We start from the raw sequence: 13,337 nt of genomic DNA on the forward strand, positions 1-13,337 counted from the left end.
CCTCCACCGGCACGTCTAGGTCTGAGAAATCCGACAAGTGATCCACCAGCGGGTGCCAGCGTTATCTGCGTCGCCCCAATCCTCAGCCCAGTCGCCGACGCGGCAAGCGCAGCGAGCGGGACCATGGGGACGGCGCGCGACGCGAGGCGGCCGGCGCGTCGTGTCGACCTGCCTCAATCAGCGTTCGGGTACGGTGACGATTCAGCTGCGTCCGTACCCGACGGCCACGATCAGGCCCACAGCCGCTAGCAGGAGAAACATTGTCGCCACCGGGTCGATTAGTTCGAACATCATGTGATCACCCCCGCCCGGGCAGGACCGCCAGTGATGGACGATTGAACGCGTCGTGTCTGAGCTCCCGACGTATATGGTTGTGGTTCAACATCTCCGGGCGCCGTGTGCTGAATCGCGGCTAGATGATCGGTCGTCACGTCACACCGGCCGTGTGAACTCCGTACGGCACGGCTTCAAGCAGTGTGACGGTCAGGGTCGCGCCACTGGGCAGGGTATAGGTGCGCCGTTCGCCGGGGCGTGCGCCCGCGACCGCGGCGCCGAGCGGGGATGCCTTGGAGTAAACCTCGATGTCGCTGCATTCCGTGCCGCGCACACCTAAAAGGAAGGTTTCGGTGTCACCGGTATCGTCGTAACGGACGGTCAAAACCATGCCAGGCTCGGCGATCCCGTCGTCGGGTGGGTCTTTTCCCACGACGGCATTGACCAACAAATCATGAATTCGTTGGATTCTGGTTTGCGACGCGTGTTGGACGGCGATGGCGTTGTCGTCCGACTGACTGTCAGCGGCTGCGCGGCCGTGCAACTCACGTAACCTGGCCAGTTCCCTTTGTAGCCGCTCATAGCCGCGCGGTGAAATCCACACGGGTTGGGTGCTGGTCATGGTCGTTGCTCTCCTAATGTGAGGGGGTTTGCGGTCGCGGCCTCGGGGACGCGAAAGTCGCTGGTGCGGTTGGTCTCCGGACGATATCTGTTAGTAAGGTGCTTGAGTCGCTGTTGACATCGGCGCGCGGCGGGCTGACTGCGACCGGGCGCACTTCGTTCGGTACATCTCATAGGGCACGGCCTCCAGCAGCGTCACCAGTCGTCCTGTCTCATCGGGAATCGAGTAGATGCGCTGGTCGCCGGGGCGCGCGCCGGCTATTGCACGGCCCAACGGCGACGCCATCGAGTAGACCTTGACGTCGGCGCCTTCGCTGCCGCGTCTGCCCAAGAGGAACGTTTCGGTCTCGCCGGTGACGTCGTAGCGGATGGTCAAAACCATGCCCGGTTCGGCGGTGGGGTCATCGGCAGGATTCTCGCTGATGACCGCCTTGGTCAGAAGGTTCTGGATTGCGCGGATACGTCGTTGCAGCGCTATGCGATTCGCGTCGAAGTCCATTGAGTCGTCCGGAATTTCAACGATCAGCCCTGACCGCAACGCGTTGAGTTGATTCCGCAGGCGGTTGTAGTGCTGTCGTGTCATCCAGACGGATTCAGTGCTGGTCATTTTGAGTGGGTGTCCTTTCGTTTATCGAGGGAGCGTCGTCAGAGGCGGGCCAAGGTAGGCAGCCGCCGCTGACGACTCGGAGGCCCTTGGTGGGCGAAGCTCCGGTGCGGTTGGAGGTTTCTCGTGAGCGGTTAGCGTCCGGTTCGGCGCAACGGATCGAAATCGCGCAGTGCCTCGGGTTGCTTGCCGGTGGTGATCTGTTCGGCTAGCAGTCGACCCGTCACGGGGCCGTGCGCTAAGCCCCACATGCCGTGCCCGCCCGCCACGTACACGTCACGGGCCACCTCACCGATCAATGCCCGGCCATCGGGGGTGACCGGGCGCGCACCCACCCACAGATTGCTGCGCACGTCCCAGCGTGCTCCATCCAGCAAGGGGCTGACTGACGCGACGATGGCCTCCACCCGTTGGGCGGCGCGAGCTTCGCGCGGCCGGCGGAATTCCAGGGTGCCCGAAACCCGCAGCGCGCCTTTGTAGGGCGTGCACGCTACCCGTGCGTCCGGCAGGTAGATGGGGCCCGATACCGGGCGATCCACGGGGACGGTGAACGAGTAGCCGCGACCGGCGTGCACCGGGACCGGCAGCCACCGGCTGGCCAACCGTGGCAGCCGTGCCCCGGTGGCAATCACCGCGGCGTCCGCGAACAGCGGGTTGCTGCGGCGCGGGTAAACCATAGCGCCGTAGCGCGTGCTGACCACGTCGTCGATCTCCAGAGTGCGCACAGCGGCCCCACGAGACACCACCGAACGGCCCAGGGCTTCCACGAACCGTCGCGGGTCAACGAAGCGCTGACCATTGATGTTCAGCCCGGCGGTGACCGCCGGCGATGCCAGGGGCACTTGCTCGCGCAACGCCTCGCCAGCCAGGGCGGTGACATACATTGTCTGACCGGCGTTTTCAAGCTGATGGAGCGTGTCCATCAGGCGCTGCGCCGCTTCGGTGCTGCGAAACACCGCGGTGATTGGCGAGTCGGTCACCGGAGCATCGACTCCATTGGCGGTGAGCACGTCGAAAGCTTCGATGCTTTCCTCGTTGAGCGCGACGTTGGCTCGCATCGCCCGTTGCCACGACGATCGCCGGCAATTGGCCAGAAACTGCATCAAGAAGACACCCAGGTGCGCGTCGGCGGTCAGCTGCATGTGTAACGGAGCTGTCGAGTCGAAAAGGGAACGGAGCCCCCCGCGAAGTACCGCCGGGGAGTTCAACGGAAGGGTCAGCCCCGGGGCGATCCAGCCGGCGTTACCCCACGACGCACCGGCCGCAACGCCGGTGCGGTCGATCACCGTGACATCGACGCCGCGCTCCTGTAAGAACCACGCCGTTGACAATCCGACGATGCCGGCGCCGATGACGATCGCCGACCTGGGTCCGCCCTCAATGCGCTCGACGCTACCCATCGCACACCTCCGCAACTGAATTTGACTTGGTAATTCCATGGTGGGCTGCACGGGCACATCGGTGTTTGCCGGAAACCGACAACGACAGTGCGAAGCATTGTCGCCGCCCGACAACGTGTTGCCGCGGCGCACCCGAAGCGACCACAGCCTGAGCGACGAGAGCGCCTCGTAGGTAGGAAAACTCAATCCCGCGGACGCGCACCGCGGGACTGGGTTGGGGATCGAAGCAGGCGCGCGCTTGCTTATCGTCGCTCGACGAGGCGGTCGAAGCTCTGTTGCCATCCGTCGTAGCGGAGCCGGTCAAGCGTGATACGTACCCGGGCGAACAGGGCGACCGCCAAGAGGCTCACGGCCCACCAGGTCGCTACTGCGAAGGCCAGCGCGTCGTCGCGGGCCGTGTTCACCGGTCGGGCGACCGGGACGCCCTCGTCATCGACCCATATCTCAATATCGTCGCCGATGTTGGCTGTCAGCGGCGCGGTGACGTCGCCGGTGCGTTCGGTCCCGGCGGCAAACCATCGGGCCGGAACGGTCACGGTGGGGCTTTCAAGGTTGCGGCCAGGGTGACTGCCTCCGGTAACAGTCGCGGTCACCGGGTGACGAGTTTGGACCTGCTCGGCATAGAGCCGGCTTCGAGAATCGTGGACCGCTGTGCCCACGGCTGCACTGATAGGCACGGCGATCAGCGACGCCGCAACGACCAACGCCAAAACCATTGCCTCCACCCGGTCCGTCGTGCGTATCAGCGGATTACGGCCAAACAGGCGCATGAACAACCTCCACGGCAAACGCACGCTGAAGGTCTCCATCGCGGAGTCATCATCCGGTCGGCGGTCGGCGATCGATCGATGATCGGGGTCTGAGGTGGACATCGAACGTTTCCTATCGGCGATTCTTCGTGGGTTTGAGGTATGGCGAGGGCGGCGTGAACCCGCCTTCCCTCAAACCTGCCCTCTGAGTTGGCAACCTTCATGATGGTGTGGATCGCTGCCGAAAGCTTTGCCGCAACCGGACAACGACGCCGCCTCGGTTTGTCGGGTGCCGACAGCGGCCTCGATCAATCTGTGTCGATGGCCGCGAGTTCTATCATCATCGCCAGCCGCTTCCTGGCATCGTCTAGCGGCAGATTGGTGATTTCGGCCATCTTGCGCAGTCGGTAACGCACGGTGTTTTCGTGCACTCCCAGCCGTTCACCGGCCTCGGTCGGGTCACCCTGGGCCTCCAGCCATGCGCGCAGCGTGGCCACGTAATCGGTCCCGTGGGCGCGGTCATGGCGGCCGAGCTCGACCACCGGGCCACGGGATGGCGAGCGGCCTGAGCGCGCCGCGGTGCGCAACCGCTGCAGCAGGATGTCGGCCCATGACTCGTCATAGACCGGAGGCGTGGCCTCGGGTGACATCTCATGCAGCGCAAGACATTCCTCGGCTTCCCGGCGTGCGGCGGCGAGGTCCGTCACCTCAGCCGCACCACTGACGCCGGCCAACATCGTCACCTGTTCGGGGAGGGCCGCGCGCAGACCGGTTACCCAGCGCCTCGCCGACGCCGCCTGCCCACCCGGAAGCAGCGTGTAGACGATATTGGCCGCCAAAGCGCTGCGACCAGGCCGTGACCAGCCGAACCCGGCAGTGGCGCGCTCGAACGCCATCAACAGGGCGGCATCGCGCTCATCGCCGATGAACGCCTGCAGCGCAATAACTCTCAAACCGTCATGCGGCAAACCCAGCCTGCTCGCCACCATCGCGGCATCAGCCGTGCCCTCCAGCAACCGCATCACCAGTTCGGATTCGACTTGGCGCTCCAAGTCCGCGCTGGCTCGTGACCGCAGAAGATGCAGGGCCACCGTGTGCGCACTGTCGGCCAAGGCGGTGCGCGCCGCTTCGTCCAGCGGCGCCGAACACGCCACCCACACCGACCCGATCAGCTCTCCCCCGGAGCGCACGGCCACCACCATGCGCCCGATCAAGCCATGTTCGGAGTCCTCGGGGACAAACAGCGGCTCGTCGGAGACCCCCAGGTGTGCGAATACGCCCCGCGCATCGAACACGGCGCGCAGCTGCTCCGGTGTCTGTCGTGCCAAGATGGTCTGCACCCGCGCCGGGTCGGCATGCTGTTGCAGTTTCGAATACGCCAGCACCCGCAACCGCCCATCGTGAATGACAACCGGGCTGCCCACGGCGTCCGCGAGGCTATCGGCCAGCGCGAACAGATCCGTTGGGCCACGACCGGATTCAGTCTCACGGCCCTCGAGCACCAGTCCGTAGACGACCGTACTCACCTCGCTCCACGTCAGCGTCGGGTCGACGACCATGACCGCGCCGATTTCGGCGTCCTCGTCAAACGCGATCGGTTCCTCACCGGCGCGCACCAACACCACGACAGCGCGCGCTGAAGCAGCCCACTGCACCGCTTCGCCAAGGGAACCGGCACCGATGGCCAGCAGAACATCGCCTACCGCCACACGGTCCGACGCGGGTTCGTGGATCACCACGCTGCGCAATTCGGTCGACCTGGGCACCGACGACCAACGCAAGCGGACTCCATAACCACCCAGCACGTTCACCAAGCGGTCCAACGTGATCACCGGCGGCTCCTCATGCCGAACTGCTAGTCAGCCTAACCAGGAGTCAAGCGCGTCCCAGGGAAATGTCTTGCCCGATTTTCTCAGTCAGGCCTCGCTACGGGATTGCCGCGCGTTCAGGAGCGGGTCCTGTCAATCAGGCAATGATCATGATGATGGTGACGAGCACTCGGCGTAGCCGTCTCGGGGCCGCACTGATTAATCTGATTTTTCGTGACTGGTCACCGCACCTTGCTGTTGATGCGGCATGCGAAGTCCGATTACCCGCCTGGCGTGGCCGACCATGAGAGGCCGTTGGCACCGCGCGGCATCCGGCAGGCCGGCCTCGCCGGCGACTGGCTGCGTGCTCATGCGCCCACTGTCGAGCGCGTGCTCTGCTCCACGGCGACACGCACCCGTGAGACGCTGCTGAACACCCGTATCGAGGCGCCGGTGCGATACAGCGAACGTCTCTATGCGACCACCCCGGGCACGATGATCGACGAGATCACCACGGTGGACGACGACGTCGGCACGCTGCTGGTGATCGGGCATGAGCCGACGATGTCGGCCCTGGCACTGGGCCTCGGCGCAGCGCCGGATACGAACAATACTGCAGCCGAACGTATTTCGGCCAAGTTTCCGACGTCGGCGATAGCGGTGCTCACGGTGCCGTGCGCCTGGAAAGAGCTGGAACTCGGGACGGCGACGCTGATCGACTTCGAGGTGCCGCGCTGAGGTCGGCAGGCTAGTCGTTGGCGGCGACCCGCCGCGCCCGGCTTCGCCGCGCTTGCGATCGCCGCTAGGAGTTGGTGGCCAGCGTCAGCTCCATCAGCTTGATGGCCTGTCCGCACGCATCGATGCCCGGCGCCTGCGGGTTGATCCACCATCCGACCACCCCGGCCGCATCGCTGGCAACGCCGCACGCACCGTTCGCGTCGTCGGGCCGCATCACGATCGAGTCGATGCCGGCGATCGAACGCGTCTCGATCTTGTACTTCAAGAATTCGGCCACCTTGCGCTCGTTGGACAGGCTGCCCTGCTCGAACCAGAACCGGGTGATGTCGATCAGGCCGGCCGGGTTGGCTGCCTGCCAGCGGCAGATCGCACCGACGAACGTGCTCTGGATGTCGAGCGGGTCGGCGCCCACGGTTTTGGCGAGGATATCGCTGGTCAAGACCTCGCATTCCTTGAGCAGGTTCGGATACTGCTGCTGGGAGTTGTTGTTGCGGGGCACATTGCCACCAGCCTTGACCGCGTTGCCTCCGATCGAGCGGGAGCAGCCAGTCAACACCAGCAACGCGGCAAGCAATGCCGTTGCCGCATTGCGGGCTGTCCTTCTGCTGCGCGATCCGGCGCGCATCGCGGCCGTCATTTCGAGTTCGCAATCGATTGACGAGCCAACTCTTTCGCTATGTCACATGGCGGCGGGAACGGCTTCTGACTGAAACTGATTGACCACTCGATGAAGTCGTCCTGAAACTGAATGCCCACCTCACACAGCGAGTCGCCCAGGTTGGGCTCGTTACCGATGGCGATGAAACCGCTGTGGCCGTTGATGTTGATGTCGTCGACGCTGGCACGCGAGAGTTCCTCGGTTTTGCGCTCGCGCCCGATGGGGCTACCGCGATACCACGAGAAAGAGAAGTGCGGACCGAGGATGCCACCGCCCGCGAGCCACTGGCACCCCACGGAGTTGCGGGCGGTGTTGATCAGTCCGTTGACCCTGGTGAGCTCGGCCACGGTCTGGTCGCTGATGCCGCCGCACTGCGGGAACATCGCGCCGTGGCTGCCCTGGCCGCTCTGCGGTGTCGACGACGCCGTCGCTCCCGGCTTGTTGCCGCCGGAATCCGAGCAGCCCGCGGCCGCGGGGATCAGGATCGTCAATGCTGACGCCACGAGAGCCAGCGCCCTCGTGTCACGCCGCACCGCTGCCCTGCTTCCGTTCCGCCCGCTGCTGGTCCACACGATGCACTGTAGCGGCAGCCCAGCGGGTCAACCACCGACGCGCCTGAGCAGGTAATTCCAGGCTGCCAACAAGCGCTGGGCGAACCTTGACCGTCCGGCGGTTGGCGAGGACGGCCGGGTGGACGGTATGCGACAGTTACCCAATGCTCCTGGCACTGCTGCGCCAGTACATCCAGCCGTACCGACGGCTGGTCGCGGTGCTGATGGCGCTGCAGCTGGTCAGCAACCTCGCATCGCTGTATCTGCCGACGGTCAACGCCGCCATCATCGATCAGGGCATCGCCAAGGGCGACACCACCACGATCGTCCGGCTCGGCATGGTGATGCTCGGGGTCACCGCCTTGCAAGTGTTGTGCTCGGTCGGGGCCGTCTATTTCGGCTCGCGCACCGGGATGGGCTTTGGACGCGACCTACGCGCGGCGATGTTCGAACACGTCACCACCTTTTCCGAGCGCGAGACCGCCCGATTCGGAGCGCCGACGCTACTCACGCGCAGCACCAACGATGTGCGGCAGATCCAATATCTGGTCCAGATCACCGGCACCGTTCTGGTGACGGCCCCGATCATGTGCCTCGGCGGGATCTTCATGGCCATCCGTCAGGAGGCCGCGCTGACGTGGCTCTTGTTGGTCAGCGTGCCGATAATGGCCGTGGCCAATTACTGGGTGATGTCGCACATGCTGCCCCTGTTCCGCCGAATGCAGGGCCTGATCGACGGCATCAACAGGGTGATGCGCGACCAGCTGGCGGGCGTCCGGGTCGTCCGCGCATTCGCCCGCGAAGATTTCGAGCGCGACCGCTTCGCCCGCGCCAACACCGCGCTGTCGAAGACCGCACTGACCGCGGGCAACTGGCAGGCGTTGATGCTGCCGGTGACCACGCTGACCATCAACGTGTCCAGCGTCGCGCTGATCTGGTTCGGCGGGTTGCGCATCGACCGCGGCCAGATGCAGGTTGGCTCGTTGACCGCCTTCCTGGCCTACTTCACCCAGATCCTGATGGCGGTGTTGATGGCGACGATGACGCTGGTGGTGTTGCCGCGGGCCGCCGTCTGCGCCGAACGGATCACCGAGGTGCTCGCCACCCGCCCCGCCGTAATTGACCCTCCGAATCCGCTGTCCCCCCGCGGAGCGATCACCGGGACGATACGTTTGGACGGCGCGACGTTCACCTATCCGGGCGCCGATCGCCCGGTGCTGCAGAATATTTCGTTCACCGCGCTGCCCGGAGCCACCACCGCCATCGTCGGCGGCACCGGTTCGGGCAAGTCGACGCTGGTCTCGCTGATCTGTCGGCTCTACGACGTGACCGGCGGAGCCGTCACGGTCGACGGCATCGACGTCCGCGATTACCAGACCGAGCGGTTGTGGTCGGCGATCGGGCTGGTTCCCCAGCGCGGCTACCTGTTTTCCGGAACGGTTGCCGACAACCTGCGGTACGGCGCTGCACCACACCAGTCAGTCACCGACGAACAGATGTGGGAAGCGTTGCGGATCGCCGCGGCAGACGATTTCGTGCGTGCCCACGACGATGGGTTGCACATGCGCGTGGCCCAGGGCGGCATCAACTTCTCCGGCGGTCAGCGGCAACGACTCGCCATCGCACGGGCGGTAATCCGCCGGCCGGCCATTTATCTATTCGACGACCCGTTCGCCGCGCTCGACGCGCGCACCGACGCCCGGGTCCGCGCGTCACTGCAGGAGGCTTCCGGCAATGCCACCATCGTCGTTGTCACCCAACGTATCTCGATCGCATCCAAAGCCGACCAGGTGATCGTTATCGACAACGGAAACCTGGTGGGCGTGGGCACGCACGAATCACTGCTGGCCGATTGCCTCACCTACGCCGAATTCGCGGACTCGCAGTCGGTCGGCGCCGTGCGGTCGGGCCAAGTCGGGGGCACGTCGTGACCCGGGCGGCCACCACGACGGCCAGTCGGCCCGTCCCCGTCACGCGTTCGCGTGACTTCTGGGGCGCGGCCGCCCGCCTGGTGAAACAGCTTGCGCCGCAACGACGATTGTGCATAGCGGTGATGGTCTTGGGAATCACCGGCACGGCGATCGGAGTGGTCGTGCCGCGGGTCCTGGGGCATGCCACCGATTTGCTGTTCAACGGCGTCATCGGCCGCCGGCTCCCGGCCGGAATCACCAAGGCGCAGGCCGTCGCCGCCGCACGCAGCCGAGGCGACAACACTTTCGCCGACTTGCTGTCCGGAATGAACGTGGTGCCGGGCCACGGCGTGGACTTCGGGGCGGTCGCCCGAACCCTCACGCTGGCCCTCGGGCTTTATCTCGTTTCCGCGGTGCTGATTTGGGCGCAGGCCCGGCTGCTCAATGTCACCGTGCAGCGCACCATGGTGACGCTGCGTTCCGATGTCGAAAACAAAGTCCACCGATTGCCGTTGTCCTTCTTCGATGGCCGGCAACGTGGTGAACTGCTCAGCCGCGTCACCAACGACATCGACAACATCCAAACCTCGCTGTCGATGACGATCAGCCAGCTGCTGACAGCGGTTTTGACCGTCGTGGCGGTGCTCGCGATGATGCTGTCCATCTCGCCGCTGCTGGTGGCGATCACCGTGCTGACGGTGCCGTTGTCACTGCTGGCGACGCGAGCGATCGCGCGACGTTCCCAGCGGCTGTTCGTCGCCCAGTGGACAAGCATCGGGCGCCTCAATGCCCACATCGAGGAGACCTACAGCGGTTTCACCGTGGTCACGACGTTCGGCCACCAGGCCGCCGCGCGCGAGCAATTCCGCAACCTCAACGAGGACGTCTACCACGCCAGCTTCGGCGCCCAATTCTTTTCCGGGCTGGTGGCACCGGCGACGACGTTCATCGGCAACCTCGGCTACGTCGCCGTTGCGGTGGTGGGTGGCCTGCAGGTGGCCACCGGTCAGATCACACTGGGCAACATCCAGGCGTTCATTCAATATGTGCGGCAATTCAATTCACCACTGAGCCAGCTGGCCGGCATGTACAACACTCTGCAATCAGGGGCGGCCAGCGCCGAACGCGTCTTCACGATGCTCGACGAACCCGAGGAATCGCCGGATCCCATGCCTGCCGCCCAATCCGGCCCGGCGGGCACCACACCCCGACCGGGTGGACGCGTCGAATTCGCTCACGTGAGCTTTGCCTACCGCCCGGGCATCCCGGTGATCGAAGACCTGTCCATGGTGGCCGAGCCGGGCAGCACGGTCGCGATCGTCGGTCCGACCGGAGCGGGCAAAACCACGCTGGTGAACCTGCTGATGCGGTTCTACGACGTCGACGCGGGCCAGATCCTGCTCGACGGTGTCGACATCACCACGATGGACAGGCAGTCGCTGCGGTCTCGAATCGGCATGGTGCTGCAGGACACGTGGCTTTTCGACGGAACGATCCTGGAGAACATCGCCTACGGACGTCCCAATGCCAGTGAAGACGATGTTCTCGACGCCGCCAAAGCCGCCTACGTCGATCGTTTTGTGCAGGCGTTGCCGGCCGGCTATCAGACCCGAATCAGCGGTGACGGCGCCAACATCAGCGCCGGCGAAAAGCAACTGATCACCATCGCACGCGCATTTCTGGCCCGCCCACAATTGTTGATCCTCGACGAGGCGACCAGTTCGGTCGATACCCGCACCGAGGCTCTTATTCAGCACGCGATGTGTGAACTGCGTCGCGATCGCACGAGTTTTATCGTCGCGCACCGACTTTCGACGATCCGTGATGCCGACCGAATTCTGGTGATCGAGAGCGGTCGGATTGTCGAACAGGGCAGTCACGCCCAGTTGGTCGCCCGGCGGGGCGCGTATTACGCGATGACCCAGGCCTAGCGCCGGATCTGCGGCCGCGAGGGTGGGACCTCGGCAAGCCGACCCGTGCTGACACGCGCGGCAATTGTTCCCGTTATCGTGCGGTGAGACGGGTGGGCGCTTACCGTCATGATTGCTCAGTCACGGGTTGCAATCATGTGTCTGTCCACAAAGTCTTGGATGAGACCGGCAGTCCAGGGGTCGGTTTGGAAGGATTAGGAATGAGTGACGAGCAGTCCTCGCGGGCGGGGTCGATGTTCGGCCCTTACCACCTAAAACGGCTGCTGGGGCGTGGTGGGATGGGTGAGGTCTACGAAGCCGAACACACCGTCAAGGAGTGGACGGTTGCGGTCAAACTCCTCTCCGAAAGCTTCAGCAGAGACCCGGTCTTTCGTGAGCGGTTGAAACGCGAAGCACGCACCGCCGGTCGTTTGCAGGAACCGCACGTGGTGCCGGTGCACGACTACGGCGAGATCGACGGCCAGATGTTTCTGGAGATGCGCTTGGTCGAGGGCACCGATCTGGACAGTGTGCTCAAGCGCTTCGGCCCGCTGACTCCACCCCGCGCGGTCGCCATCATCACCCAGATCGCATCCGCGCTCGACGCCGCCCACGCTGCCGGAGTGATGCACCGCGACATCAAACCGCAGAACATCCTGGTCACCCGCGATGACTTCGCCTATCTGGTCGACTTCGGCATCGCCAGCGCAACCACCGACGAGAAGCTCACGCAGCTCGGCACCGCGGTCGGCACCTGGAAATACATGGCCCCAGAACGGTTTTCCGATGCGGAGGTCACCTACCGCGCCGACATCTACGCGCTGGCCTGCGTGCTGTTCGAGTGCTTGACCGGATCCCCGCCCTATCGAGCCGACAGCGCCGGCGTGCTGGTCTCCGCGCACATGATGGACCCCATCCCCGCGCCCAGCGAGCAGCGCCCGGGCGTCCCCAAGGCCTTTAACGCGGTGATCGCCCGTGGCATGGCCAAAAAGCCCGAAGACCGCTATGCCAGCGCGGGTGACCTGGCCCTGGCCGCCAAGGAAGCGCTCAGCAACCCCGATCAAGACCGAGCCGCCACTATATTGCGTCGCAGCCAGGAAGCCGCCCTGCCCACCGCGGACATCCCCGGCGCGCAGGCCCACGCCGCTTTAGCGCCTCCACCGGCGTACCAGCCCACGTACAACACCCCGCCACCATCGCCATTCGACCCGACCCCCAGTTCCGGTCCGATACCGTCGCAGAGCCCTCAAGCGTGGGCCCCAACCAGCGGCCCGATCCTCGCGGCCGGACAACCCGCGCCGCCCTATTACCAAGGCGGCAACGCCAACTGGGGCGGCCCGCCCCAGTTCACCAGCTCGACGCCTTGGGGTCAGCCCGCGCCCAAGCCGCAGCGCAATGTCTGGCCGATCATTGTGGCCGTCGCCGTGGTGCTCGTGGTCATCGCGAGCGGGGTCGGTATCTGGCTGGTCGTTCGACCCAAACCGGAACCGCCGCAGGCCGCGCCGTTGGGGCCCGAACGCCTCAGCGCGCTGCTGCTCAGCGCGGCCGATATCAACGCGGTGATGGGCTCGTCATCGATGCAGCCGGGCAAACCAATCACGTCGACGGACACCTCCTCGGTGACGGTGTCCGCGCCCGATTGCCAGGGCGCGCTCTACACCACCCAGGATCGTGTGTACGCGGGCACCGGCTACTCGGCCGTCAGTGGACTGGTGTCTTCGGAGCCGGGCGATAACTACGATCACTGGGTCAACCAGGCCGTGGTGCTTTTTCCGTCCGCCGACAAGGCCAAGAGCTTCGTGGAGAACTCCGCAGAAAAGTGGAAGGGCTGCGCCGGCAAGACGGTGACCGTCACGAACAAGAGCAAGACCTATCGGTGGACCTTCGCCCAGGTTCAGGGCGCCCCACCGAAGGTCACGCTGATGGACACCCAGGAGGGCGCGGACGGCTGGGAGTGTCAGCGGGCCCTCAGCGTGGCCAACAACGTAGTCGTCGACATCAACGCGTGCGGGTACCACATCAGCGATCAGGGCGGCCAGATCGCCGACAAGATCGTCGCCAAGATCGACAGCGAAAAGCCGGAAGGTTAACCGTCGCACCACTAAAGCGCTGCGG

General features: G+C 65.0%; 11 protein-coding genes. 4 read left to right on the forward strand and 7 right to left on the reverse strand.

Features of this window, described 5'->3' with window-relative positions; genetic code table 11:
- Window positions 1-427 precede the first annotated feature (427 nt).
- The 5 genes from AC5Y4F_RS01475 to AC5Y4F_RS01495 all read right to left on the reverse strand — a co-directional run bounded on the left by AC5Y4F_RS01475 (window position 428) and on the right by AC5Y4F_RS01495 (window position 5,479).
- Window positions 428-895, reverse strand: a complete 468-nt coding sequence (locus AC5Y4F_RS01475) for a GreA/GreB family elongation factor (RefSeq protein WP_067939166.1) — start codon at window positions 893-895, stop codon at window positions 428-430.
- A 90-nt stretch (window positions 896-985) separates the two neighbouring features.
- The gene (locus AC5Y4F_RS01480) at window positions 986-1,501 is read right to left on the reverse strand and encodes a GreA/GreB family elongation factor (RefSeq protein WP_067939163.1); all 516 of its coding nucleotides are present in this window, start codon (window positions 1,499-1,501) and stop codon (window positions 986-988) included.
- A 131-nt stretch (window positions 1,502-1,632) separates the two neighbouring features.
- Window positions 1,633-2,898: an NAD(P)/FAD-dependent oxidoreductase gene (locus AC5Y4F_RS01485; protein ID WP_499994764.1), complete on the reverse strand. Its 1,266-nt coding sequence runs from the start codon at window positions 2,896-2,898 to the stop codon at window positions 1,633-1,635.
- Between the two features lie 242 nt (window positions 2,899-3,140).
- Window positions 3,141-3,770 carry an Rv1733c family protein gene (locus tag AC5Y4F_RS01490; RefSeq protein WP_067939157.1) on the reverse strand — a complete coding sequence of 210 codons (630 nt, stop codon included), beginning with the start codon at window positions 3,768-3,770 and terminating at the stop codon, window positions 3,141-3,143.
- Between the two features lie 185 nt (window positions 3,771-3,955).
- A complete protein-coding gene (locus AC5Y4F_RS01495) occupies window positions 3,956-5,479 on the reverse strand; it encodes a PucR family transcriptional regulator (protein ID WP_067939154.1) in 1,524 nt (507 codons plus the stop codon).
- A 210-nt stretch (window positions 5,480-5,689) separates the two neighbouring features.
- Here AC5Y4F_RS01495 and AC5Y4F_RS01500 point away from each other — a divergent pair, with 210 nt between their 5' ends.
- Entirely contained in the window at window positions 5,690-6,193 is a 504-nt protein-coding gene (locus tag AC5Y4F_RS01500; RefSeq protein ID WP_067939151.1) for a SixA phosphatase family protein, read from the forward strand.
- Between the two features lie 64 nt (window positions 6,194-6,257).
- On the opposite strand, the gene AC5Y4F_RS01505 is transcribed toward AC5Y4F_RS01500, so the two are convergent.
- Entirely contained in the window at window positions 6,258-6,830 is a 573-nt protein-coding gene (locus tag AC5Y4F_RS01505; protein WP_197520675.1) for a DUF3558 domain-containing protein, read from the reverse strand.
- Entirely contained in the window at window positions 6,827-7,384 is a 558-nt protein-coding gene (locus tag AC5Y4F_RS01510) for a DUF3558 domain-containing protein (RefSeq protein WP_067939570.1), read from the reverse strand. Before AC5Y4F_RS01510 ends, AC5Y4F_RS01505 begins: the two co-directional genes overlap by 4 nt.
- Before the next feature lie 182 nt (window positions 7,385-7,566).
- Here AC5Y4F_RS01510 and AC5Y4F_RS01515 point away from each other — a divergent pair, with 182 nt between their 5' ends.
- The 3 genes from AC5Y4F_RS01515 to AC5Y4F_RS01525 all read left to right on the forward strand — a co-directional run bounded on the left by AC5Y4F_RS01515 (window position 7,567) and on the right by AC5Y4F_RS01525 (window position 13,312).
- A complete protein-coding gene (locus AC5Y4F_RS01515; RefSeq protein ID WP_067939148.1) occupies window positions 7,567-9,333 on the forward strand; it encodes an ABC transporter ATP-binding protein in 1,767 nt (588 codons plus the stop codon).
- Complete coding sequence (locus AC5Y4F_RS01520) at window positions 9,330-11,243, forward strand: ABC transporter ATP-binding protein (protein ID WP_499994768.1); 1,914 nt, start codon at window positions 9,330-9,332, stop codon at window positions 11,241-11,243. The genes AC5Y4F_RS01515 and AC5Y4F_RS01520 overlap by 4 nt, the downstream gene beginning before the upstream one ends.
- Window positions 11,244-11,443: 200 nt before the next feature.
- On the forward strand, window positions 11,444-13,312 hold the full coding sequence (locus AC5Y4F_RS01525; RefSeq protein ID WP_499994770.1) for a serine/threonine-protein kinase PknH/PknJ: 1,869 nt from the start codon (window positions 11,444-11,446) through the stop codon (window positions 13,310-13,312).
- Window positions 13,313-13,337: the final 25 nt, after the last annotated feature.

Source organism: Mycobacterium sp. NGS56 (genome assembly GCF_059812425.1).

Coding starts and splice junctions, on each gene's coding strand:
- AC5Y4F_RS01475 (WP_067939166.1), bottom strand. CDS start 895: ATGACCAGCACCCAACCCGTGTGGATTTCACCGCGCGGCTATGAGCGG.
- AC5Y4F_RS01480 (WP_067939163.1), bottom strand. CDS start 1,501: ATGACCAGCACTGAATCCGTCTGGATGACACGACAGCACTACAACCGC.
- AC5Y4F_RS01485 (WP_499994764.1), bottom strand. CDS start 2,898: ATGGGTAGCGTCGAGCGCATTGAGGGCGGACCCAGGTCGGCGATCGTC.
- AC5Y4F_RS01490 (WP_067939157.1), bottom strand. CDS start 3,770: ATGTCCACCTCAGACCCCGATCATCGATCGATCGCCGACCGCCGACCG.
- AC5Y4F_RS01505 (WP_197520675.1), bottom strand. CDS start 6,830: ATGACGGCCGCGATGCGCGCCGGATCGCGCAGCAGAAGGACAGCCCGC.
- AC5Y4F_RS01515 (WP_067939148.1), top strand. CDS start 7,567: ATGCTCCTGGCACTGCTGCGCCAGTACATCCAGCCGTACCGACGGCTG.
- AC5Y4F_RS01525 (WP_499994770.1), top strand. CDS start 11,444: ATGAGTGACGAGCAGTCCTCGCGGGCGGGGTCGATGTTCGGCCCTTAC.